Below are 23,119 nucleotides of genomic sequence, written 5' to 3'. Positions count from 1 at the left end.
GGAGAGCACCCGCATGCGGAAGATACTCATCGTCGGAGCCGGCCAGTCCGGGCTCCAGCTCGCCCTCGGCCTCCAGTCGCGGGGGTACGAGGTCACCCTGATGTCCAACCGCACGGCCGACGAGATCCGGTCGGGCCGCGTCATGTCGACCCAGTGCATGTTCCACACCGCGCTCCAGCACGAGCGTGACCTCCAGATCAACTTCTGGGAGTCCCAGGCCCCGAAGATCGAGGGCCTCGGGGTCTCCGTCGCCGGTCCCGAGTCGCAGCGGGTCATCGACTGGGTGGGCAAGCTCGACGGTTACGCGCAGTCCGTCGACCAGCGTGTGAAGATGGCCGGCTGGATGGAGACGTTCGCGCAGCGCGGCGGCCAGCTCGTCATCCACGGCGCCGCCGTCTCCGACCTGGACTTCTTCTCGCGCACCTATGACCTGGTGATGGTCTCGGCGGGCAAGGGCGAGCTGGTGTCGATGTTCGGCCGTGACGCCTCGCGCTCCCCGTACGCCCAGCCGCAGCGCGCACTCGCCGTCGCCTATGTCCACGGGCTCGGCGTCCGGCCCGAGCACCCCGACTACGACGCGGTCCGCTGCAACCTGGTGCCCGGGGTCGGCGAGCTGTTCGTGATGCCGACGGTGACCACGTCGGGCCGCGCCGACATCCTGTTCTGGGAGGGCGTTCCCGGCGGCCCGCTCGATGTCTTCCAGGGCGTCAAGGACCCGGCGGAACACCTGTCCCTGACACTGGAGTTGATGGAGCGGTTCACTCCGTGGGAGTACGCGCGCGCCACGAAGGTCGAGCTGACGGACGCCCAGGCGACGCTCTCGGGCCGGTACGCGCCGACCGTCCGCAATCCGATCGGGCGGCTGCCCGGCGGGGGAGCGGTCCTCGGGGTCGCGGACGTCGTCGTCGCCAACGACCCGATCACCGGGCAGGGTTCCAACTCGGCGTCCAAGTGTGCCGCCGCGTATCTGGAGTCGATCGTCAAACACGGTGACGAGCCGTTCGACGAGGCGTGGATGCGAGCCACCTTCGACGGTTACTGGGAGACTGCCCAGCACGTCACGAAGTGGACCAACGCCATGCTGGGCGTCCCCCCGGAGCACGTCCTCAACCTCATCGGCGCGGCAGGCGCCCTCCAGCCGGCCGCCAACCGCTTCGCCAACGGCTTCAACGACCCGTCGGACTTCGAGAACTTCTTCTACGACCCGGCGAAGACGGAAGCATATTTGGCAAGCATCACGGGCTAGCCCTCGCCTCACCCTGCCTGGCTGTGGGCAGGTGTCCCGCAGGGCGGGACGGGTGGGCACAGCCCCAAGTGCCGGGTGCGGCCTAAGGTGACGGTGCCACATCCAACCCGTACCCCGCGTCAGACCCGTCCCGCGCCCCCGCGGGCAACACCGGCGGCCGGTACCCCGACATCCCCTCGGCAGAGGGATCCGGCCGCACAGCCCCCAGCACGGGATTCGCCGCGATCGGTGACACCTTCACCGCCGCACCGGGCCTGGGTGCCTGTACCACCATGCCGTCCCCCAGATAGATCCCCACATGCGTGGCCCCGGGGAAATAGAGCACCAGATCCCCGGGCCGAAGCTCCCCGAGCGGCACCCGCTCCAGCGAATCCCACTGTTCCTGACTGGTCCGCGGAATCTCCTGCCCCGCATGCGCCCACGCCTGCGAGGTGAGCCCGGAACAGTCGTACGCTCCGGGCCCCTCGGCCCCCCACTCGTACGGCTTCCCGATCTGCTCCACCGCGTACCGCAGCGCCGCGTTCCCGGCACTCGACGGTGGCCGGGCGCTGCTCAGGGCGCCGGACGCGACGAACTTCCGCTGGGCCTCGGCGGTGCCGGCGGCCTCCAGACGGGCCAGTTCGGCGAGTTGCCCTGCGGTCAGTGAGGCGAGCAGCTTCTCGACTTCCCCCAGCCGTTTCTGGACATCGTCCCGTTCCCTCTTCTGCCGCTCGGCCAGGGTGAGTTGGTCGTCCAGCGCCTTACGGGCCGAGGCCGCCAGGGTGTTCGCCTCCTTCTCGCCGTCGGCCAGCCGGTCCACGGTCTCGACGCGATTCAGCGAGACCCGTTGGAGGACATGCGTCTGGTCGAGGGCCTGCTGCGGGTCACGGGCGAGCAGCAGCCGTACATAGGACGAGAAGTCGCTGCTGCCTTGATACTGCTGCCGCGCGAGCCGCCCCGCCGCGCCCCGGCTGTCGTGCAGCGCGACCCGTGCCTTGGCCAGCCGGGCGTTCAGCCGGCCGACCTGCTCCTGCTGCCGTCTCAGCTTCTCCTCGGTGCCGTTGTACCGCTCGGTGGCCTCCTCGGTCTGCCGGTACAGCGTCTGAAGATCGGTCAGAAGCTTGGGTACGGACCGCTTTTCGAGCCGCTCCCCGGGTCCGGGCGCCGCCATCGCCGTACCCGACGCGAGGAGTGTGCCCGCCGTCACCGCTGCCACGACCGCCGTACCCGCCTTGCGCACCAGCCTGCCTGACATGTCGTCACCTCCGCCGTGGGGCACCGGGTGGGCCCCGCAAGGTGAGCATCGGCCGGACCGTGCCGTGTCCACTCCTGTCGCTGGGCGGTTCGGCCCAAGGACCTCACTCGTCCGGGTATACGGGTGGGCAGATTGTCCGACCGGGGGGCCGGGGGTGAGGTCAGTGCCCCGAAGGGGCGCGGGGAACTGCGCGACCGGCCACGACGGCGCCGCGGACGATCGACGGCATAGCGCGGCACTTCCGGCCGAGCGCTTACGGAGGCGGTCCGGCAGGACTACGTCGCGGTTTCGACCACGGCCAGCGGAGGCCGCCGCCGGAGTCGCCCTCGGGGTCGTACTCGTACGTCCAGCCCCGGTGCAGTGCGAACCGGCGGCCCGCGGTGACGGACACCCTGCGGTAGACGAGCACGGTCGGCGGGCCGCCGTCGGCGTCCGGGACCGGGACCCGGTACACCTTCGGCGGGTGTCCGGTCGGGCCGAGCAGCACGGGCAGGACGCGACCGTCCAGGGGGCCTCCGACGAACGGGGTGTCTTCGCTCTTCACCCCTCCAGTGTCACCCAGACCCACCCGCCCCAGGGCACCGGCGCCCGGACGCGCGTACCGGGTCATATGCGGTCCGTCGACACAACGCACAGTCAGGCATTGGTGAAAGGTTTCCCATCGGGCCGCAAAGTTGGATCAGGCCCCCGGAGCACCAGGACTACGGTCACGGGCCGTGAGCCTCAACCGTGAACTTCTCCGGAGCGGCGGCCGATCCGACGCCCCCTCCGGCTCCGGCGACACCAGGCGCCGTACCCTTCTGCGCGCCGCGCTCGGCGGGACCGCCGCCGTCGGCGCGGCCACCGCCCTCGGGACCGGCACGGCGAGTGCGGGGTCCCGGCCCGCGCCCGTGGACGTCAGCACCCCCGACGCCGCCCTGCGGGAACTCGTCCGGGGCAACAAGCGTTGGCACGACTTCCGGCAGCGGCATCCGCACGAGAGCGGGGTGACCCGGCAGGAACTGGTCGCGGGGCAGCACCCGTTCGCGGTGGTGCTGAGCTGCGTCGACTCGCGGGTGCCGCCCGAGCTGGTCTTCGACCAGGGGCTCGGCGATCTGCTGACGGTCCGCTCGGCGGGCGAGGTTTTGGACGAGGCCGTACTCGGCAGCGTCGCGTACGGGGTGCTCGAACTCGGGATCCCGCTCGTCCTCGTGCTCGGTCACCAGTCCTGCGGCGCGGTCAAGGCGGCCGTCGAGGCGGACGAGTCCGGCGCTCATCTGCCCGCGCACATCCAGTACTTGGCGGACCAGATACGCCCGGCCATAGACCACGGCCAGACCGGGAACGCGCGGATCGACGCCACGATCAGCGCGCAGACCCGGCTCGTACGGTCCCGGCTCGCCGCCGAGCCCGATCTCGCCCCGCTGATCGCCTCGGGCAAGCTCGGTGTGGTGGGCGCGCGGTACGAACTCAGCGACCAGTTGGTGCGGCTGCTCTGAGCGCCCGGACCCGGGCGCACCCGTCACAGGAGGTGCGCCGCGTCCCCCGCCAGCGGAAGCATCCGGCGGACCAGGGCGCCGAGCGGGCCGTCGGAGGTCTCCAGGGACAGTGCGTACCGGACGACCTCCGCGGCCCGCTCGTCGCGGGTCGCCGTCGCCGCGAGAGCCATCACGAACTGTTCGACCAGCCAGTCCCGCAGCTCGTCGAGCGGCGGCTGCTTCTCCTCGTCCAGCCAGATGAGCGAGGCCGCTTCGACGGCCGTGATCCACATCCGTACGGTCATCCGCAGCCGGGGGCCCGGGTCCTCGGTGCCCAGGTGGGCGAGGATGTGCTCGGCGGCGGAGCGGCGTACCTCGTCCACGATCGCGGTGGTACGGGAGGTCTCCACGACGCTGCCGCCCTGGAGCAGCGCGCTGAATCCGGCGTCGTGCTCGTCCACGAAGGCGAGATAGCGGTCCAGGGCGCGGGACAGGCGGCGGGTGAGCGGGCCGTCCTGGGGCTCCGCGAAACACTGCTCCAGCTCGTGCGCGGCCGAACGCAGGGCCGCCTCGTAGAGCTGCTGCTTGCCGCCCGGGAAATAGCGGTAGACCAGGGGCCGGGAGACGCCGGCCGCCTCCGCGACATCGTCCAGCGCGACCTCCTCGGGGGCGCGCTGCGCGAAGAGCGACAGGGCCGCGTCGAGGAGCTGGCGGCGCCGCTCCTCGACGCTGAGGCGTCGGTACGCGCGGGTGCCGGCTGCCGAGGTCATATCGGCAGCGTAACCCGGGTGGGTGGACGGGCGGGTTACGCGAGCAGCCCGGACGACCGCCACAGCCGACGTCCCGCGCCCTGGAGGACGCCGATGTCGTCGAGGAAGTCCGTGAGGCGCTTGGCGCCGGTCTGCATGACCTCGCGGCGGTGGCCGCTGGCCTTGACCTGGGCGACGGCTTCGCGGCGGTCCAGGCCGACATCCGCGTAGACCTGCGGGTTGACGAAGGCGATGGAGAAGACGCGGGCCGCCTCGCCGCAGCTGAGCCGGGTCAGTTCGCGCTCCCAGCGGGACGCGGTGACCATCTGGCGCCGCAACTCCTCGCGCGCGTACCGCACATGGCGGGCCTCCTCCACGACGTGGATGCGGGTCACGCCGCGCACCAGGGTCTGGACGCGCTCGTCCGGGAAGGTCAGCCGCTGCATCCAGTCGAGGATCTCCTCACCGAGCAGCGTGCACGCGAACGAGCCGGGTGTGGTGGACACCGTCTTCAGGATCCGCGCGAGATTGTGGTTCAGCCGCGACACGGGGTACGAGGGTGCCCCGCCCTTCTTGATCATGCGGGCGAACATCATGGAGTGCCGGCACTCGTCGGCGATCTCCGTGAGCGCGTACCGCACATGTGCGCTGGTCACGGACTTGTCGTAGATGTGCCGTACCAGTAGTTGCATCAGGATGATCTCGAACCAGATGCCGAGCGAGGCGAGCGAGGCGGCCTCGTGCCGCGCCAGCTCCTGGCGCTGCTCATCGGACATCTTCTTCCACAGCGGGGTGTCGTAGAGCGAGACCAGCTCCGGCGGCCAGAACCACTTGCCGTCCTCGACCGGAGCGTCCCAGTCCAGCTCCTTGTCCGGGTCGAAGGAGTGCTTGGCGGAGGATTCGAGCAGCCGCTCGGCCACCTGCTCCCGGTCCTTGAGCGGACCGAGCGCGTCCCGCGCCATCCCCGGTTCCCTCGTGGTCGTCATGGCGAGTCCCCCTGTCGTCATCACCGCACGCCCCGGAAGAGACGCACGAGTTACCGGCGGTCACCCCTTATGAGACTCCCTGTCAGCAAGCCCGTCAATCCCTCAAACACCACTTGTTGCCACACCACGGACCGACCTCAGCGTGAGCGGCCCGTCCGGTTCGGGTCGTTCCCAGGGTGTTTGAGGATTGATTCCATGACTGCTTTTGCGATGGGGGCCGCTGTGCCGCCGCCGCTGATTTCTCCTCGGATGGCCGAGGCGTCCTCCACCACCACCGCCACCGCTACCGCCGGGTCCATCGCGTGGTTGTCCTGGGCCCAGGCGATGAACCAGGCGTAGGGCGTGCCGGCGTTGCCGATGCCGTGTTGGGCCGTGCCCGTCTTGCCGCCGACCGTGGCGCCGGGGATGGCCGCGTTGGTGCCGGTGCCCTCCTCGACGACGTCTCTCATCATGTCCCGCAGCTGGGACGCCGTGGACGCGCTCATCGCCTGGTGCAGGGTCTTCGAGCCCGTGGTGCGGAGCGGGACCCCGTCGGGCGAGGTCGTACGGTCCACCAGATAGGGGGACTTGACGGTGCCGCCGTTCGCGACCGCCGACGCGACCATCGCCATCTGCAAGGGCGTGGCCCGGGTGTCGAACTGCCCCACCGACGACAGCGCCAACTGCGCCTGGTCCATGTGCCGGTCGAAACTGCTCGCCGCCACCGAGAACGGGATCCGCAGCTCCTTGTCGTTGAACCCGAAGTCCCGCGCGGTGCCCGTCATCGCCTTCAGCCCCACATCCGCGCCGAGCTTCGCGAACACCGTGTTGCACGACCAGGAGAACGCGAACCGCAGCGACGCGTCCTTGCAGCCGTCCACCTCGTTGCTGAGCGTGGTCGTCGTCCCGGGCAGCCGGAACGGGTCAGGTGACGACGTCGGCTGGTCCAGGTTCCGCACCACGCCGGACTCCAGGGCCGCCGCAGCGGTGACCACCTTGAACGTCGAACCCGGTGGATACGTCTGCCGGATCGCCCGGTTCAGCATCGGCTTCCCGGGATCCGCGTTCAGCCGTTCCCACTCGCCCTCCACCGCGTCGCCCGTCCCGGACAGCCGCTGCGGATCGTAGGAGGGCGCCGACACCAGCGCCAGGATCTTGCCCGTGGTCGGCTGGATCGCCGCCACCGCGCCCCGGCGCCCGGCGAGGCCCGCGTACGCCGCGCGCTGCGCCTTCGCGTCGATCGTCGTGACGACCTTGCCCGCCGGACTGCGCCCCCGCGTCACGTCGTTCCACAGCGGCAGCGGCGCCAGCATCGGATCGGTGCCGGAGAGGACCTTGTCCTCGGCGTGCTCCAGGAACGTCGTCCCGTACACCTGCGACGCGAAACCGGTCACCGGCGCGTACAACGGGCCATCCGTGTACGTGCGTTCGTACCGGAGCTGCTCCCGGGTGTCAGTGGAGCCGGTGACCGGACGGCCGCCGACGACGACGTCCCCGCGCGGCACTCCGTAACGGGCGATGGCCTGGCGGCGGTTGGCCGGGTTGTCGTTCAGGGAACCCGACTGGATGACCTGGACACGGGCCGCGTTCAGCAGCAGCGCGGCGAGCAGCAGCGAGCAGAACGCCGCCGTGTGCCGGATGTATCGGGTCACTCGGAGGCCCCCTCGTCGTCCTGGCGGCGGGCCGAGTCGCTGACCCGGATCAGCAGCGCCACGATGATCCAGTTGGTGACCACCGACGAGCCGCCCTGCGCCAGGAACGGCATCGCCATACCCGTCAGCGGGATCAACCCGGTCACCCCGCCCGCGATCACGAACTCCTGGAGCGCCACGATCGACGCGAGCCCGATCGCGAGGAGCCGTCCGAACGGGTCCCGCAGTGTGAGGCCGGCCCGGAACCCCCGCTCCACGAGCAGCCCGTACAGCAGGAACAGCGCGGACAGTCCCGCGAGCCCCAACTCCTCGCCCGCCGTGGCCAGGATGAAGTCCGACTTGGCCGCGAAGCCGATCAGGGTCGAGTGCCCGAGACCGAGACCGGTGCCGAACATGCCGCCCGCCGCGAACGCGAACAGCGACTGCGCGATCTGGTTCGGCCCCTGCCCCGCGTCGATCGACGCGAAGGGATGCCACCAGTCCTGCACCCGGCCGTGCACATGCGGTTCGAGCCAGCCCACCGCGAACGCGCCCACCGCCGCGAGCAGCAGGCCCACCGCGATCCAGCCGGTCCGCCCGGTCGCCACGTACAGCAGGATCACGAACAGGCCGAAGAACAGCAGCGAGGTGCCGAGGTCCCGTTCCAGGACGAGGACGACGACGCTCAGCAGCCAGATCGCCACGATCGGACCGAGCACCCGGCCCGTCGGCAACTGGAGCCGCCAGATCCGGCGGCCCGTGTACGCGAGGGCGTTGCGGTTCGCCGCGAGATAGCTGGCGAAGAACACCGCGAGCAGCACCTTCGCGAACTCGCCCGGCTGGAGGGAGAATCCGCCGAACCGGATCCAGATCCGGGCGCCGTTCACCGCCGGGAAGAAGATCGGCACGATCATCAGCACCAGCGCGGCGACCACCGACAGATACGCGTACCGCTGGAGCACCCGGTGGTCCCGCAACAGGACGATGACCCCGATGAACAGGCCCACGCCCAGCGTCGACCAGATCAGTTGGGCCGGCGCGGCCGGGTCGCGCGGTGTCTCCAGGTCGAGCCGGTAGATCAGGACGAGCCCGACACCGTTCAGCAGAACCGCGATCGGCAGCAGCAGCGGATCGGCGTACGGGGCACGGAAGCGGACCGCGCCGTGCGCGACCAGCGCGAGCACCCCGAGCCCGGCGCCGTAACCGGCGGCGTCGGGCGGTAGGGAACCGCTCCTGCCGATGCCCACCGCGCAGTAGCCGAAGACGGCGAGCAGAACGGCGAGCACGATCAGGGTCAGCTCGGTGCCACGGCGCCGGGGGTCGCGCACGGCGGGGGCGGACGGTGCCGCCGCCTTCGCCGTTGTTCCGGTCATGCCGTCGTTCCGGTCATTCCGGGAACGTAGCAAGGAGGATGCCTGATGTCCCGTTATGTCGAGATAATCGGCCTGTCAGTGCAGAGCCGGTGCGGGAGTCTCAGCACCAGCGCGGGACCTTGCCGATGTTGTCGACGTAGCGGGCCGAACCCCACGCCCAGGTGCCGTCCGTCAGGAGGTACCAGAGGCGGGTGTCCTCGACGCGCTCGCCCTTCGTCTTGCAGAAGATCGACACGATCGCGCCCCTCGGCTCGACCCGGATGATCCGGCCGCCCCGGTCGGGGCGGTCCCGGAGGATGAGCCCGCCGTTCGCCGTCACGCGGCCCTTGTAGATCGGGTACCGGTCGTGGTCGCGGCCCGCGTTCCCGTAGCCCTGCCCGTGGTCGTTGTCGGCTCCGGCGCCCGGCGTGGCGGCCGTCGCGCCACCGGCACCGGAGAGCACGGAGAGCGCGGCGAGCGCGCCACCGGCCGCGACTATGCCGAGCCGGGCGGTGAGGGTACGGAGGGAGCGCGGGACCATGAAGTCTCCTCGGGGAGGGGGGTGAAGGACAGCGGGCGCGAACAGGCCCTGAGGGAAAGGGTGTTTACGCCCGGGTTTCACCCTAAGAGGGGGGTCGGTGTCGCGCCCCTCGCACTGCGCCATAGGAGGTCGCCGGGGCGTCGCGCCCTCGGGTCGCGAGGGGTTACGGAGATCCGTCCGGCCGGTACGGCAGGGTCAGCGTCGCCACCGCGCCGCCGTCCGGCGCGTTCGCGAAGGTCAGCCCGGCGCCCAGCACCTCGGCCTGCCCCACCGCGATCGTCAGCCCCAGACCGTGCCCCCGCGCGCCGCCCTCGGTACGGAACCGCTGCGGACCGTGCTCCACCAGGTACTCCGGATATCCGTCGCCGTAGTCGCGGACCGTCACCACCGGGCCGTCCACGGAGACCTCCACCGGCGCCCGTCCGTGCTTGTGCGCGTTCGCCACCAGGTTGGCGAGGACCCGTTCGAGCCGGCGCCGGTCCGTCTCGACGCACACGTCCTGCCCGATCCGTACCTCGGCCGGGGCCCCCGACCCGCGCACCACCCGCTCCGCCAGCGGTCCCAGCCGGTGCGCGTCCAGGTCGACGCGTTCGCTGCGCGCGTCGAGCCGGGAGATCTCCAGGAGGTCCTCGGTGAGCGTACGGAGCGTGGCGACCCGGTCCCGTACCAGCTCGGTCGGGCGGCCCGGCGGGAGCAGTTCGGCCGCCGCGTGCAGCCCCGTCAGCGGGGTGCGCAGTTCGTGCGCCACGTCCGCCGTGAACCGCTGCTCGCTCAGCAACTTGCGCTGGAGCGACGACGCCATGGAGTCCAGCGCCCCCGCCACCGCCGCCACCTCGTCCTGCGGGCGCGCCGGGTCCTTCGTCCGGGGATCGTCCACCCGCGCGTCCAGGTCGCCCGCGCTGATCCGCCGTGCCACCAGGGCCGTCGCGTGCAGCCGCCGGGTCACCCGGGTCACCGCGAACGCGCCCACCAGGAGCGTCGCCCCGATCGCCAGCGCCGATGAGCCGAGGATGGCCCGGTCGAGCCCTTCGATGGTGCGGACACCCTGCGCGTAGTCGACCTGCACGGCCAGTACGCGGTGGCCGTCCACCGGTCCCGCCGCCCACATCGTGGGGTGCGGGGAGCCGCCGACCATCGTGCCGCGATGCCCGGCGAGGGCCAGGTCACGGAGCGAGCCGGGCAGCCCCGCCGGGTCCAGGCTCGCGCCGGGGCCGAGCCGGTCCCCGTCCTCGAACGCCTGCGTGGCCTCGGTGAGCCGGGTCAGCGCACGGTCGCGGGCCTGGCTCACCGTCTGGTTGGTCACCGAGGCGTGCACGAGCACGCCGAGCAGCGCGGCGAGCGCGCAGCACATCACGGTGATGAAGGCCGCCGCCTTCCAGTTCAGGGTCGCGGTCCAGGAACGGAGGCGGGAGGGCAGGCCGGGGAGGGGGTTTCTCATGGGGTGCTCGGCGTCGTGGGGGCGGTCGGGGAGGCGGCGGGGGACACGGTGGGGGATGTCGTCGGGGTCGGGCGGGGGCGGGCCGGCTTCGCGGAGGCGCCGCCGACCCGCAGGATCTCGTCCTTCGTCGGCAGCATCGCGTGCTGATGCCGGTCCCAGGCCCACACCGTCCGGTACTCGTACCCGGCGATCCCCGACACCGCCCTGATCACCAGGTCGCGGCCGGCCAGCTCCACGCCGATCACCGCGTCCGACGTGGCCATGATCTGCGTCAGCGTGTGCTGCTCGAAGGCGTAGACGCGGAGGGCGAGCTGACCGTCGTGCCTACGGATCCCGACCACCAGGTCGTCCTTGCCGTCGCCCGTGAGGTCCCGGTAGTACGCCTTGAGCACCGGGCAGCTCCCGCCCTCGCCGGCGCACTCGGTGATCTTCCGGGCCGTGTCCTTGTCCAGCGCGTTCGGGCCGGTGAAGGTGTCCGGGTGCTCCTTGGCCTGGGTACGCAGGACCGTCAGCGGGTCCAGCTTGTGGATGTCGTCACCCGGGGCGGTGAGGCCCTTGACCGTCTCGGTGTTCGCCTCGTCGTAGTCGTACGCGGGGGTCGACGCCGGTGTCAGGTCCGGCCAGAGCCGGGCCGGGCCGACGGCCGTCGGGGTGGCGCCCGCGCCCTCCAGACCGCCGGGGTCACCGCACCCGGTCAGGAGTGCGCCGCCGCACACGGCCAGGAGCAGGGCGGTGACGGTCGCCGTGCGGCGGGCGGGGCGGCGGGGGGACACGGGGCTCCTGTGGGGGTAAGGGGTAGGGGGTAAGGGGTAGGGGGTGCGGGTAGGGGGCTGGGGCCGGAAGCGGGGGTTGGACCCCGTACACCTTATTAGTAAGGATTTCCTTTTTGTTCGCCCGGTGGTGGGGCCCGGTGGTGGGGCCGCTGTCGGGCCGGGCGACTTCGGCTCTTCTGCTTGCCCTCGGGCAGGCGGGCTGTTCCCATGGTCATGGGGTGATGGTGCATGACCGGACTGCGCGTCATACCGACCTGGCGGAACGGCAGGGAACGGCTCTACGTCTGTCTGCCCGACGGGAGAAACGTCGCCTGGTACGACCGTGACGCGGCCCGCGTCAACGTACTGAGCCGACCGTACGGTGAGCGGGTACTGGACGTGCTCGCGCCCTTCCTGAGCGGGCAGGTCACCGTGGGACCGCCGCCCGTACCGACCTCCGCCGAACTGGCCCGGCTCAGCCTCCACCCCGACGACGACCTCGCCCCGAACCGGCCCGGCGAGGCCCTGCGGATCGCCATCGAACGCGAGCCAGGGCGGGCCGCCGGTGGCCGCTTCCTGCGCACCGATCCCCGGCGGCTCGCCCTGGCGGCGGAGGAGACGGTCGGCGGGGCGCTGGACGGCTTCGAGGGCGGCGGGTGGCGCACCCTGCACTCCGTGCCGCTGCCCGGGGGCGACCGGATCCCGCATCTGCTGATCGGACCCGGCGGGCTCTTCGCGCTGTACGCCCTGTACGCACGGCGCCGGCGGGTACGGGTGGGGGACCCCGTGGTCAGGGCGGGCCGGACGGCGGCACCGCTGGTCCGCACGGTCCGGAGCATCGCCGACCGGGCCTCGTACGCACTCACCGCCGATGTACGCCCCGTGCTCGCCGTCGTCGGTGCGAGCGAGGTCGCGGTGGCGCCGGGGGTACGGGATGTACGGGTGGTACGGGACGTCGACCTCGGGGAGCTTGGCCGGGAGGGGGGCGTGCTGAAGTCGGCAGACGTGGAGGCGGTGTTCGGGCTGGCAAGAGACCGCAACACTTGGCTCCGCCTGTAACCGGACCTTTCCGCACCGGCATTCCCACCCACCCTGATCAGCCAGGGGTGCTGCTCGGGCTCGCTTCGCGGCTGCCTAGTTCTCGGTTTCGGGCGAGTTCAGTTGGCGCTGCCAGTCGGCGAATTGGGTTCGGATGGCGGCGGCCTCTGCCGGGTGGAGGCCGTATGCGGCGAACTGCTTGTCGGTGTAGCGCCGTACGCGGGCGAGTGAGTCGGCGAACATGTGAGGGTCGAAGCCGTCGTCGTTCTGCTTCGCCAGCTCCACCAGGCGCTCACGGGTGAACCCGGCCTTGAGGAGCCCGTCGACGTCGATCGCGTCGCGGACTTCCGCCCGGCCGTCCAGTGCGGCGATCTTTCCGGCGGCGACATCGTCGGGGTGCAGTACGGGACCGAGTTCGGACGTCACCGGCGGGTGGTGCAGGAACTCGGCGACGAGTTCCACTTTGTTCTGGATCCCGCTCGCCGGATCCGTCACGTTGAGCCTCGTATACGTGTGCTCGGAATTCTGGTGCGCGAGTTCGACGGCGAAGCCCGCGGCTTCGTAGGCGGCGACGACCCGTTCGGTGGCCGCGGGCATTTCCGCGGCGGCCCGGTCGAACGGGGCGAAGAGGTCTACGTCGTCGCTGACGCGATTCACGATCCGGTGCGCCTGGACGGCGTAGCCGCCCGCGAGGGCGTAGCCGAAGTCGTCGGCCAGTGCGTCGAGCCCGATGTGGATCAGGCGGCGGTGCAGTTCGTCCACTACGCGGCGGCCGCCGTCGCTGAGAGTTCGGGGAACCGGGCCTGCCAGGCCGTACGGACGGGGGAGGGCAGGAACAGGTCCGTCCAGTGTCGGCGCAGCAGCGTGGCGTTGAGGTGCGTCCACAGATCGGCTGGTGCCTGGGCTTCCCGGATGACGCGCTCGTACATGAGCAGCAGGTCGGCCTCGTCGGTCAGGTCGTACACGTAGTGCGGGCCCCAGTCGATGTGGCGGGGCAGCGTCACGGCACCGGATGTCGGCCCGACGAGTTCGTCGAGCGACTCCGGCAGCGCGTAGATCCTGGCTGCGGCGTACCTGCTCATGGACCCAGCATGCCGCAAGCTGTCCGACCACGGTACTGAGGCGTGAACCGGGGGCGGACCTACGGGACCGTTCCCGCCTGGTCCTGGTCGAGTAGGGGGGCCAGTAGGTCTCCGTAGCGTTCCAGGCGGGAGGTCAGGTCCTCGGCCTCGGTCGTGAGGTCGGACGGGTTTGTGCATGATGTGATCTCGTCCCAGGTCAGGGGGGCCGAGACCGTCGGTGTCGGCTGGGCGCGGAGGGTGTACGGGGTCGCCGTCGTCTTCGCGGCGGCGTTCTGGCTGAAGTCGACGAAGACCTTGCCGGGACGCAGGCTCCGGGTCATCCGGTGCGTGACCCGTCGCGGCAGTGCCCGTTCGGCGGCGATGGCGAGCCGCTTCGCGTATGCCGTGACCTCGGCGGACGGTGTCGGCCGCAGCGCCACCAGCAGATGCAGTCCCTTCGCGCCGGATGACTTCACGTAGGCGTCCAGGCCGTCGTCCGCCAAGCGCTCCCGCAGCCAGAGCGCGACCTCGCAGCAGTCCACGACGGTCGCCGGCGCCCCCGGATCCAGGTCCAGGACGAGCCGGTCGGCCTGCCCGGCGGAGCCGTCCCGCCACTGGGGCGTGTGGAACTCGGTCACCAGGTTGGCCGCCCACATCAAAGTGGCCAGATCCTGGATGACCACTTGCATCTGGCCACCTTCGGAGTGCGGTACCTCGGCCGTGCGGACCCAGTCGGGTGTGCCGGGCGGCGGGTTCTTGGTGATGAAGCGCTGCCCCTCGACCCCGTCCGGGAAGCGGAGGAACGAGACGGGACGGTCCTTCAGATGGGCGAGGAGCGGGTCGGCGGTGGTCGCGTAGTGGTGCAGCATCTCGCCCTTGGTGAAGCCGGTACCGGGATACAGCACCTTGTCGAGATTGCTGAGCGCCAGCCGCCGCCCCTCCACCTCGATCAGAGGCGACATACGATGAGAATCCCATGAAAGGGGATTTTTGGGATATTCAGCACCTGGTGACGGGCGCCTACCGCGAAGGCAGGGAACGAACGTGCGATCCATCTGGAACGGCTCCATCGCCTTCGGTCTGGTCAACATCCCCGTCAAGCTCATGAGCGCCACTGATAACCACGCCGTGTCCTTCCGGCAGATCCATATCGAGGACGGTGGCCGGGTCCGTTACCGGAAGGTGTGCGAGCTGGAGGACGTCGAAGTCACCGCGGCCGAGACCGGCCGTGGCTATCAGAGCCCGGACGGCACGATCATCCCGATCACGGACGAGGACCTGGCGTCGCTCCCGCTGCACACGGCCAAGACCATCGAGGTCGTCGCGATCGTCCCGGCCGACCGGATCGACCCGCTCCAGATGGACGCCGCCTACTACCTGGCGTCGAACGGTGTCTCCGCGACGAAGCCGTACACCCTCCTACGTGAGGCACTGAAGCGCAGCGACCGTGTCGCCATCGCCAAGTTCGCGCTCCGGGGCCGCGAGCGGCTCGGCATGCTCCGCGTGGTCGATGACGTGATCGCCATGCACGCGCTGCTGTGGCCGGACGAGATCCGGGTCCCGCAGAGCGCGGCGCCCGACGCCAAGGTGAAGGTACGGGACGCCGAACTGGACCTGGCCGACGCCCTGATGAACACTCTCGGCGAGGTCGACCTGTCCACGCTCCACGACGACTACCGCGCGGCGCTGGAAGAGCTGATCGCCGCGAAGCTCGCGGGCACCCTGGTGGAACACCCGGCGGCGGCCGAACCCTCGGGCGGCAAGGTCATCGACCTGGTCGCGATCCTCCAGCAGTCCGTAGACGCGGCGGCGGCGGCCGGCAAGGGCTCCGGGGGCGCTTCCCCCAAGACGAGCGGCGGCGGTCGGAAGGCGACATCTAAGAAGGCCGCCGCGAAGAAGACCACCGAAAAGATGACCGGCGAAAAGAAGACCACGGCCAAGAAGGCTCCCGCCAAGACCGCCGCCGCCAAGAAGACGGCCGCCGCGAAGGCCCCGGCCAAGAAGGCGGCTCCGCGCAAGCGCCGGTCCGCCTGAGACCCGCCCGACCCCGTCCGACCTCGGCCGGGCGGCCCCAACGTCCCAGCGCCCCTACGCCTCTACGCGCTCACCTGGATCAAGCCGTACCGACCGCTCGTACGCCAACCGCCCCCGCCCTCCCCCTCCGCGTCCAGTTCCGCGACCCTCTCGCCCGACAGTCCCGTGATCACGTCCGACTTCAGGGTCCGCAGCGCGGCCACCGGGCCCGGGAAGTAGCCGGTGGCCTCGGCGAACGGTGTCGTGGGCGGCCAGAGCCGGTCACCCACCAGACGGCGGTAGTTGAGGTCGCCCTTCATCACGGTGACGGACGCCGACGCGAAGTCCTCGCGGAGGTCGTCGGGCATGTCCGCGTAGGGGAGGGGCGCGCAGGAGAACGGATGGGCGCGCAGGATCACGGTTCCGCGTGCGATGAACTCCCCGAGGCGGTGGCCCGTCTCCGCCGCGCCGCCCTCCGCCTCGGTCAGGCGCCGTAGACAGGCGAGTACGTCGTCCGTGGTCGCGTCGGAGACGTAGTACGGGTGCGGCTTGACGTGCAGGACGACGGCACTGGCCCGGCCCGTGCCGAGGAGGTGGTCGGCGAGGACGAGGTCGGGGAGCAGTTCGGGCCCGGCGTTGTCGGCGACCAGGCAGACCGTGCCGGGGGCGGTGGCCCGGTCGAGTACGTCCCAGAAGGCCGCGCTGTCGTCGTGCACCAGCCGGTGCACCCGCTCACCCACGCCACCGTCGCCTGCGGAGATCCGGAAACCGAGGTCGGCGCGGTTGCCCCAGAGGGAGGACTGGAGGAGTGCCGCGTCGCGTTCGTCGCGGGTGCCGGGTGACCGGGACGCCTGGTCCAGGGACGCCAGTTCGCTGTCGACTCCCGCGCCGCGCAGCTCGGCCGACTTGAAGGGCGCGAAGGGGTCGACGGCGCGCCAGGGGCCCGTACCGAAATACCCCAGGGCGCCGAGCAGACGGCGGTAGAAGTAGCTTTCCGCCCACAGGAAGGGGGCGTCCGCCCAGCGGCGGCCGACGTGCTCGGACGCGCCCCAGCTCCACCAGGTCGCCGCGTCCGCCTCGCCGTCGCCGAGGCCGCGCATCACACCGCCCTCGCCGATCTCGGCGAGCAGCGCGTCCAGGGCGCGGTGTACGGCGGGCGGATACGGGGTGCCGCGCCGGACCCGTTCGATCAGCGCCGGGTGCCGCTCGTGCTGCACGCTCCAGGCGAAGGATCCGGGGTCGTTGCCGAGGATCACGGGAGCGGAGGGGGCGGGACCCGGGTGGCGGCCCGTGTGATGGCCCGAGCGGTGGCCCATACGGTGGTCCATACGGTGTGGACTCCTCGTGTGCGGTGTCGCCCCCGGGGCGGCGGGGCGGCTGCTGAGACTGAGACTCTACGAGCCGGGGACAATGGGCGAGGTCAGGGGCCGGGGGCTCGGTCGGCGGCTGTGGGGTGTGGTGCGGGTGGACTCGGGGGCGCGTGAGGGCGTGCGGGTGCGCGGGTGGGCGGTGTACGGGCCCGCCGTCATCGGAGCCGGGCTCGTGCTGGTGGCCGGGTGGCTGCTCGGCGTGCTGGTGCCCGGGGCGCTCCAAGCGCAGCGGGACTTCGCCGCCGCGCCCGTCTGCCCGGCCGGTACGTACGGGGACGCGTGTCTGAGCGACACCATGGCCACCGTGCGCGGGACCGAGACCGAGAGCGGGAATCGGACCGCCCGCTACTGGGTGCTGCTCAGCGACAGCGGAAGCGGCACCGGAAGCGGTGGTGACACGGGCAGCGGTGGTGACAGGGACAGCGGTGGTGACAGGGCCGGGCGGCGCGTGGAGATGGACGGGCGGTCCCCCGTCTTCGCCGCCGTCGAGGCGGGGGACCGGGTACGCCTCACCTCCTGGCGCGGTGGCGTCCGCGCCGTCGAGTTCCAGGGCGCCCGGCAGTACACGGCCACCGCCCCCGTCGACACCTATCGCATGCCCCTCGGCTTCGGGCTCGGGCTGCTCGGGGTCGGCGCCGGGTTTCTCCAGGCGGCCTGGTGGACGGCCTTCCGGTCCGCCGGGGAGCCCGCACTGGAGCCCTGGCAGATCACCGTCCCCTTCGCCGCCGCCCTGGCCGCCGGCGGCGTCGGGCTCGCCGCCGCCCATCTCACCGCTGGAGTGCCCGGCGCCCTGCTCGTCACCGCTGTCGGAAACCTCCCCGTGATCGGTCTGGCGGTGTGGCGGGCCGCACGGCACCGGCGCGGGACCACCGGCGCCGGCACAGACACCCTCGTGGTCGTGCCGCGTATCCCCGCCGACGAGCGGTGCTTTCCCGGCACCGTCCACGGCCAAGTTCCTTACAGCGTTGACGGGTTCGACCATCTGGTGGTCGGTCCCGGGCTGCTCGCCGCGACCCCGGACCCGTCCGGCCGGATCGCCCGCCGGGTCGTACCCCGCACCCTGGTCGCCGAACGCGTCCGCCCGCCGTACCGGACCGATCCGGCCGGGGCCCGGCGGCGCGGAGTCCAGGTGGTCGAGTGCCGGGACGGTGACCTTCCGGTACTCGTCGTCACGGAGAAGGGCGACACTCCGTGGGTCCTCGGAGCCCTGATGGACCCTGACGGGCCCTGACGGACGACCCGTCAGCGATGCACGAGAATGACGGGACGTCAGAGTCGGCCGCCGGACGCCGTGTCCGACGACAGGCGCTGCGCGAAATAGATCGGGATCACCGAAAGCAGCACCAGCACGGCGGCGACCACATTGACGACCGGGGCCTGTTGGGGCCGGGCCATGTTGGAGAAGATCCAGATCGGCAGCGTCTGGACACCGGGACCCGCCGTGAACGTCGTCACCACGATCTCGTCGAACGACAGGGCGAAGGCGAGCAGCCCGCCCGCCACCAGCGCCGACCGCACCAGCGGGAACGTGACATCCATGAACGCCCGGAAACTGTGCGCGCCCAGATCCATCGCCGCCTCCTCCAGCGACCCGTTCATCCGGCGCAGCCGGGCCACGACATTGTTGAAGACGACCACGACGCAGAACGTGGCGTGTCCGACGACGACCGTGAACATCCCGAGCCCCACGCCGAGCGGCTCAAGGACCGTACGGAACGCGGTGTTCAGCGCGACGCCCGTGACGATGCCGGGCAGCGCGATCGGCAGCACCACCACGAACGAGAGCGCCTCACGCCCGAAGAACCGGTACCGCGCGACCGCGAACGCGATCAGCGTGCCGAGCACCAGCGCGATCGCCGTCGCGCCCAGCCCGGCCTTGACCGAAGTCCACAGTGCGTCACGGGCGCCCGAACTGTGCCAGGCGGCCCGCCACCAGTCGAAGGTGAGGCCGGGCGGCGGCCAGCCCGAACTGCGGTCGGGATTGAGGGAGTTCACCAGGACGAGCAGCAGCGGTACGTAGATCACGGCGAAGCCGAGCCCGGCGGCGACCCGCAACAGGACCCGCGCGGTACGGGAGAGATTCATCGGGGACCCCGGGGTAGGCGGCAGGGGCGGGGGGCGTCACAGGCTGCTGAGGGCTCCGGTGCGGCGCACCGCGAGCAGATACAACACGATGATCACCACCGGTACCGTGCCGAGCGCTGCGGCCAGCGGCAGATCGAGCGTGATGTTGGAGTAGATGAGATTGCCGATCAACTGGGTCTTGCCGCCGACGATCTGCACGGCGATGTAGTCCCCGAGGCTCAGCGAGAACGTGAACACGGAACCCGCCGCCACCGACGGCAGGATCATCGGCAGCACCACGGACCACAGCGTCCGCCCGGTCCCCGCCCCGAGGTCGGCGGACGCGTCGAGCAGATTGGACGGCACCTGTTCGAGTCCCGCGTGGATCGGCAGGATCATGTACGGCAGCCAGAGATACGTCAGGACGATAACGGTCCCGGCCAGCCCGTACCCCGGTGAGGACAGGCCCAGCGGTCCGAGCGCCCAGTCGAGCAGGCCCCCCTGCGCGAGGATCAGCCGCCACGCGTACGCCTTCACCAGATAGCTCGCCCACAGCGGTGTGAGGATCGCGACGACGAGCAGCGGGCGCCATCGGGGCGCCGCGATCCTGGCCGTGTACAGGGCGATCGGGAAGGCGATCAGCACACACAGTGCGGTGACCGCGAGGGCCACGCCCATGCTGCGCAGGGCGACTTGACGGTAGACGTCGGTGGTGAACAGCGCGGTGAAGTTGTCCGTGTTCCAGATCCGCACCACGTTCGACGTGAAGGAGTCCGTCGCCCAGAACGCGGACAGGAACAGCACGGTGAGCGACCCGAGATAGGCCAGGACCAGCCAGGCCAGGGGCGCCGTGAGCAGCAGCGACAGACGCAGCCGGGGCCGCCGGTGCAGGGTCCCGGCGAGCCGCCGGACGGGTCCGGCGGCCGGGGCGGAGACCCGCGCGGTGGCCTCGGCGGCGGGCTGCGCGGTGGCCTGGGTGCCGGCCTTGGTGCTGGGCGTCATCGACAGGTCAGCCCTTGATCTCGGTCCACGCCTGTACCCACTTCGCGTACGGCACACAGGTGGTGTCGGTGCGGCCGTCGACGCACTGGGCGATGGGCGTGGTCCAGAAGTGGACCTGCTTCCAGTACTCTTCCTCGGCCGCGTGGTAGGTGGCGCAGTGGTTCTTGTCCGAAGTGACCTCGCACGCCTTGGCGTTGGACGGCGCCTCACCGAAGTACTCGGCGACCTGCGCGTTGGCCTCGGGCGAGATGATCCAGTCCATCCACTTGTACGCGCAGTTGGGGTTCTTGGCCTTGGCGGCGAGCATCCAGGTGTCGGACCAGCCGGTCGCCCCCTCGCTGGGCAGCACCGCCTTGACGGGCACCTTCTCGGCCTGCGCGGTGTTGAGGATGACCTGCCAGGTGGTGCCGATCACGGAGTCACCGCTCTTGAACGCGGAGACCTCCTTGAGATAGTCGCTCCAGTACTCCCCGATGTTGCCGTGCTGGTCCTTCAGCAGCGCGACGGCCGCGTCGAACTGCTTCTGGTCCAGGGCGTACGGGTTCTTGATCCCGAGCGACGGCTCGCTCTTCATCAGATAGAGCGCGGCGTCCGCGAGGTAGATCGGCGAGTCGTACGCGGTGACCTTGCCCTTGTACGCCGACGCCTTGTCGAAGACGGCCGACCAGGAGGTGGGCGCCGGGGTGACCTTCTCGGTGTTGTACATCAGCAGATTGGCGCCCCGGCCGTGCGGGATGCCGTACGAGACACCCTTGACGGTGTTCCACTGCTGGTTCTTCAACCCGGCGAAGACATCGGCGTAGTTGGGCACCAGGTCGGTGTTGACCGGGGCCGCGTCACCGGAGGCGATCAGGCGCAGGGCCGCGTCGCCGGACGCGGACACGGCGTCGTACTCGCCGGTCTTCATCAGGCTGACCATCTCGTCGGACGTGCCGGCCGTCTTGGTGCTGACCTGGCAGCCGGTCTTCTTCTCGAACGGGGTCACCCAGTCGACCTTGGGGTCGTTGGAGCCGTCCTCGGCGTATCCGGCCCAGGCGATCAGGTTCACCTTCCCCTCCGTCGCGCCGAGGGACTTGCGCGCGCTCATCTTCGGCGGTTCGAAGCCGCTGCCGCCCGGGGCCGGCGAGGTGGTGTCGGACGAGCCGCAGGCGGCGGCGAGCAGCAGCACTCCGGCGGCGGCCACGACACGGGAGGTTCGGTTCAGTCGCACGGGGACTCCAGGGGAGGGGGACGGGACAACGTGGGGGGACGGAACAGCGGAGGATCGGGAGGCGGGAGGCGGAGGGGCCGGGGGTCAATTCGCTTCCGGTACGCGGAAGGTGTGGCGGTCGTGCCACTGGAGCGTGACCCGGGAGCCGCGCAGCGCGGCGACGTCCTCGGACGAGGTCTCCAGGTTCTGCTGGAGCGCGGTGAGGCGCCCGCCCGCGTCGAGGCTGACCAGGAAGCGGGTCGTGTCGCCGAGGTAGACGACCTCGGTGACGGTCCCGGTGGTGGTGGAGTGGTCCGGCGGGCAGGAGGGGTCCGGCGGTCCGTCCCCGGCCGTATCGCTCAGCACACGGATCTTCTCGGGCCGCACGCTGTACGTACCGACCCGCCCGACGACCTGTTCGGCGGCGGTACCGGTCAGCAGGTTCGACGTACCGACGAATCCGGCGACGAAGGCGGTGGCTGGCCGCTCGTAGATCTCGGCCGGGGTGCCGACCTGTTCGATCCGGCCCTCGTGGAAGACGGCGATACGGTCGCTCATCGTCAGCGCCTCCTCCTGGTCGTGCGTGACGAAGACGAAGGTGATGCCCACCTCCCGCTGGAGCGCCTTGAGTTCGACCTGCATCTGCTCGCGGAGTTTGAGGTCGAGGGCGCCGAGCGGTTCGTCGAGCAGCAGGACCCGGGGCCGGTTGACCAGGGCTCGGGCGAGCGCCACGCGCTGGCGCTGACCGCCGGAGAGCTGGGCGGGGCGGCGGGAGGCGAGGTCCGCGAGCCGTACGCCCGCGAGCGCTTCCCTGGCCTGCCGCAGCCGTTCGGCCCGGGGAACCTTGCGGATCTTGAGGCCGTAGGCGACGTTCTGCTCCACGGTCATGTGCGGGAACAGGGCGTAGTCCTGGAACACGGTGTGGACGTCCCGCTCGAAGGGCGCGAGCCGGGTGACGTCCCGTCCGGCCAGCTCGATGGTGCCGGCGGAGGGCGGTTCGAACCCGGCGATCATCCGGAGCACCGTCGTCTTGCCCGAGCCGGACGGGCCGAGGAGCGAGAAGAACTCGCCGTCGGCTATCTCCAGATCGACTCCGGCCACGGCCCGTGTCCCGCCGAACGACTTCCGCAGGTTCGTCAGCCGGATGGCCTTGCCCGGTACGGGCTCCATGGGCGGGAACCTTTCTGGCGGTGTCAGACGTTGGCCGTAAAGATATGAAGTCATATCTCTAACTTCAAGACCCCCTTAAGGTAAAGCCTGAGTCAACGAACAAGGTGGTAGCCGTGAAGTCAGACCAGGCCGGTGCCCGCAGTGCCGTCTTCACGCCCGTCGACACGCAGGCCCGCGTGGACGCCGTGGTGCGGCGGCTCGGTGACGCCATAGAGCTGGGTCTCCTGGTCGAGGGGGAGCAACTGCCCGGCGAGGCCGACCTGGCGGGACGGCTCGGCGTCTCCACCGTGACCTTGCGCGAGGCGCTCATGGCGCTGCGCCAGCAGGGGTTCGTGACCACCCGCAGGGGCCGGGGCGGCGGCAGCTTCGTCACGCTGCCGGAGGGCCCCGCGCACGGCCGGCTGCACACCCGGCTCGCCGACTGGAGTACCGAGGAACTGCGGGACCTCGGGGACCACTGGGCCGCCGTGTCCGGCGCCGCGGCCCGGCTCGCCGCACAGCGCACCGAACCGGGGGACCTGGTCCAACTGTGGCGGACCCTGGACGGGTTGACGGTCGCCGACGGCCCGGCGGCGCGCAGCCGGATCCATGGGCGGCTGCATGTCGAACTGGCGGCGGCGGCCCAGTCCGCGCGGCTCACCCGCGAGGAGGTCGGCATCCAGCGCGAGGCGGGCGCGCTGCTCGGGCTCGTGCTCGCGGACGCGGACGCGCACAAGGACCTGTGCGAACGTCACCGCAACGTAATCTCCGCCGTGCAGGATGGGGCCGACGACAAGGCGAGGACCGCGGCCGAGGGGTGTGTGCTGATGTCGGTGACGCGCTTGATCGAACTCCGGATCGCCTAGAA

At 70.9% G+C, this 23,119-nt stretch carries 23 protein-coding genes; 6 read left to right on the top strand and 17 right to left on the bottom strand.

Annotated features, from left to right (window positions below; genetic code table 11):
• Positions 1-13: 13 nt before the first annotated feature.
• Positions 14-1,246 (top strand): styrene monooxygenase/indole monooxygenase family protein, encoded by a 1,233-nt coding sequence (locus tag ACFVT5_RS30855; protein ID WP_389894756.1) that lies wholly within the window; start codon positions 14-16, stop codon positions 1,244-1,246.
• 82 nt (positions 1,247-1,328) lie between these two features.
• Here ACFVT5_RS30855 and ACFVT5_RS30850 read toward each other — a convergent pair whose 3' ends face one another.
• Positions 1,329-2,480: an NlpC/P60 family protein gene (locus ACFVT5_RS30850; protein WP_389894754.1), complete on the bottom strand. Its 1,152-nt coding sequence runs from the start codon at positions 2,478-2,480 to the stop codon at positions 1,329-1,331.
• Positions 2,481-2,733: 253 nt separating this feature from the next.
• Entirely contained in the window at positions 2,734-3,024 is a 291-nt protein-coding gene (locus ACFVT5_RS30845; protein ID WP_389894753.1) for a hypothetical protein, read from the bottom strand.
• A gap of 172 nt (positions 3,025-3,196) precedes the next feature.
• Here ACFVT5_RS30845 and ACFVT5_RS30840 point away from each other — a divergent pair, with 172 nt between their 5' ends.
• Entirely contained in the window at positions 3,197-3,958 is a 762-nt protein-coding gene (locus ACFVT5_RS30840; RefSeq protein WP_389894751.1) for a carbonic anhydrase, read from the top strand.
• 23 nt (positions 3,959-3,981) lie between these two features.
• Here ACFVT5_RS30840 and ACFVT5_RS30835 read toward each other — a convergent pair whose 3' ends face one another.
• The 7 genes from ACFVT5_RS30835 to ACFVT5_RS30805 form a co-directional block, all read right to left on the bottom strand.
• Positions 3,982-4,707, bottom strand: coding sequence for a TetR/AcrR family transcriptional regulator (locus ACFVT5_RS30835; protein WP_389894749.1), 726 nt, complete (start codon positions 4,705-4,707; stop codon positions 3,982-3,984).
• Between the two features lie 35 nt (positions 4,708-4,742).
• Positions 4,743-5,672 (bottom strand): diiron oxygenase, encoded by a 930-nt coding sequence (locus ACFVT5_RS30830; RefSeq protein WP_389894747.1) that lies wholly within the window; start codon positions 5,670-5,672, stop codon positions 4,743-4,745.
• A gap of 137 nt (positions 5,673-5,809) precedes the next feature.
• Positions 5,810-7,303: a peptidoglycan D,D-transpeptidase FtsI family protein gene (locus ACFVT5_RS30825; protein WP_389894745.1), complete on the bottom strand. Its 1,494-nt coding sequence runs from the start codon at positions 7,301-7,303 to the stop codon at positions 5,810-5,812.
• Positions 7,300-8,655 (bottom strand): FtsW/RodA/SpoVE family cell cycle protein, encoded by a 1,356-nt coding sequence (locus ACFVT5_RS30820; RefSeq protein WP_389894743.1) that lies wholly within the window; start codon positions 8,653-8,655, stop codon positions 7,300-7,302. The genes ACFVT5_RS30825 and ACFVT5_RS30820 overlap by 4 nt, the downstream gene beginning before the upstream one ends.
• Positions 8,656-8,755: 100 nt before the next feature.
• Positions 8,756-9,175 (bottom strand): SH3 domain-containing protein, encoded by a 420-nt coding sequence (locus ACFVT5_RS30815; protein WP_389894741.1) that lies wholly within the window; start codon positions 9,173-9,175, stop codon positions 8,756-8,758.
• Positions 9,176-9,338: 163 nt separating this feature from the next.
• Positions 9,339-10,613 (bottom strand): ATP-binding protein, encoded by a 1,275-nt coding sequence (locus ACFVT5_RS30810; protein WP_389894739.1) that lies wholly within the window; start codon positions 10,611-10,613, stop codon positions 9,339-9,341.
• On the bottom strand, positions 10,610-11,386 hold the full coding sequence (locus ACFVT5_RS30805; protein ID WP_389894737.1) for a hypothetical protein: 777 nt from the start codon (positions 11,384-11,386) through the stop codon (positions 10,610-10,612). Before ACFVT5_RS30805 ends, ACFVT5_RS30810 begins: the two co-directional genes overlap by 4 nt.
• 228 nt (positions 11,387-11,614) lie before the next feature.
• Between ACFVT5_RS30805 and ACFVT5_RS30800 the strand changes: the two genes are divergently transcribed.
• Positions 11,615-12,424, top strand: a complete 810-nt coding sequence (locus ACFVT5_RS30800) for an NERD domain-containing protein (RefSeq protein ID WP_389894735.1) — start codon at positions 11,615-11,617, stop codon at positions 12,422-12,424.
• 75 nt (positions 12,425-12,499) lie between these two features.
• Here the strand turns inward: ACFVT5_RS30800 and ACFVT5_RS30795 are convergent, their stop codons facing one another.
• The 3 genes from ACFVT5_RS30795 to ligD are packed head-to-tail and all read right to left on the bottom strand — an operon-like array spanning position 12,500 to position 14,426.
• Positions 12,500-13,165, bottom strand: a complete 666-nt coding sequence (locus tag ACFVT5_RS30795) for a nucleotidyl transferase AbiEii/AbiGii toxin family protein (protein WP_389894734.1) — start codon at positions 13,163-13,165, stop codon at positions 12,500-12,502.
• Positions 13,165-13,485: a hypothetical protein gene (locus ACFVT5_RS30790; RefSeq protein ID WP_389894732.1), complete on the bottom strand. Its 321-nt coding sequence runs from the start codon at positions 13,483-13,485 to the stop codon at positions 13,165-13,167. The genes ACFVT5_RS30795 and ACFVT5_RS30790 overlap by 1 nt, the downstream gene beginning before the upstream one ends.
• 59 nt (positions 13,486-13,544) lie before the next feature.
• Positions 13,545-14,426 carry a non-homologous end-joining DNA ligase gene (gene ligD / locus ACFVT5_RS30785; protein ID WP_389894730.1) on the bottom strand — a complete coding sequence of 294 codons (882 nt, stop codon included), beginning with the start codon at positions 14,424-14,426 and terminating at the stop codon, positions 13,545-13,547.
• 82 nt (positions 14,427-14,508) lie between these two features.
• Between ligD and ACFVT5_RS30780 the strand changes: the two genes are divergently transcribed.
• Positions 14,509-15,498 carry a Ku protein gene (locus ACFVT5_RS30780; RefSeq protein ID WP_389894728.1) on the top strand — a complete coding sequence of 330 codons (990 nt, stop codon included), beginning with the start codon at positions 14,509-14,511 and terminating at the stop codon, positions 15,496-15,498.
• A 62-nt stretch (positions 15,499-15,560) separates the two neighbouring features.
• On the opposite strand, the gene ACFVT5_RS30775 is transcribed toward ACFVT5_RS30780, so the two are convergent.
• Complete coding sequence (locus ACFVT5_RS30775; protein WP_389894726.1) at positions 15,561-16,805, bottom strand: damage-control phosphatase ARMT1 family protein; 1,245 nt, start codon at positions 16,803-16,805, stop codon at positions 15,561-15,563.
• Between the two features lie 82 nt (positions 16,806-16,887).
• Here ACFVT5_RS30775 and ACFVT5_RS30770 point away from each other — a divergent pair, with 82 nt between their 5' ends.
• The gene (locus tag ACFVT5_RS30770) at positions 16,888-18,078 is read left to right on the top strand and encodes a hypothetical protein (RefSeq protein WP_389894724.1); all 1,191 of its coding nucleotides are present in this window, start codon (positions 16,888-16,890) and stop codon (positions 18,076-18,078) included.
• Between the two features lie 38 nt (positions 18,079-18,116).
• On the opposite strand, the gene ACFVT5_RS30765 is transcribed toward ACFVT5_RS30770, so the two are convergent.
• The 4 genes from ACFVT5_RS30765 to ACFVT5_RS30750 all read right to left on the bottom strand — a co-directional run bounded on the left by ACFVT5_RS30765 (position 18,117) and on the right by ACFVT5_RS30750 (position 22,272).
• Positions 18,117-18,932: an ABC transporter permease gene (locus ACFVT5_RS30765; RefSeq protein ID WP_389894722.1), complete on the bottom strand. Its 816-nt coding sequence runs from the start codon at positions 18,930-18,932 to the stop codon at positions 18,117-18,119.
• A 36-nt stretch (positions 18,933-18,968) separates the two neighbouring features.
• Positions 18,969-19,913, bottom strand: a complete 945-nt coding sequence (locus ACFVT5_RS30760) for an ABC transporter permease (RefSeq protein WP_389894720.1) — start codon at positions 19,911-19,913, stop codon at positions 18,969-18,971.
• A 7-nt stretch (positions 19,914-19,920) separates the two neighbouring features.
• Entirely contained in the window at positions 19,921-21,123 is a 1,203-nt protein-coding gene (locus tag ACFVT5_RS30755; protein WP_389894718.1) for an ABC transporter substrate-binding protein, read from the bottom strand.
• Between the two features lie 84 nt (positions 21,124-21,207).
• On the bottom strand, positions 21,208-22,272 hold the full coding sequence (locus ACFVT5_RS30750) for an ABC transporter ATP-binding protein (RefSeq protein WP_389894716.1): 1,065 nt from the start codon (positions 22,270-22,272) through the stop codon (positions 21,208-21,210).
• Positions 22,273-22,385: 113 nt separating this feature from the next.
• Between ACFVT5_RS30750 and ACFVT5_RS30745 the strand changes: the two genes are divergently transcribed.
• Positions 22,386-23,117 carry a FadR/GntR family transcriptional regulator gene (locus tag ACFVT5_RS30745; RefSeq protein WP_389894714.1) on the top strand — a complete coding sequence of 244 codons (732 nt, stop codon included), beginning with the start codon at positions 22,386-22,388 and terminating at the stop codon, positions 23,115-23,117.
• The last annotated feature ends 2 nt before the right edge of the window (positions 23,118-23,119 follow it).

This window comes from Streptomyces sp. NPDC058001 (assembly GCF_042886315.1).
Taxonomy (GTDB): domain Bacteria; phylum Actinomycetota; class Actinomycetes; order Streptomycetales; family Streptomycetaceae; genus Streptomyces.
Note: the sequence above shows the minus strand (reverse complement) of the source record. Positions and strands in the feature narration are given on the sequence as shown.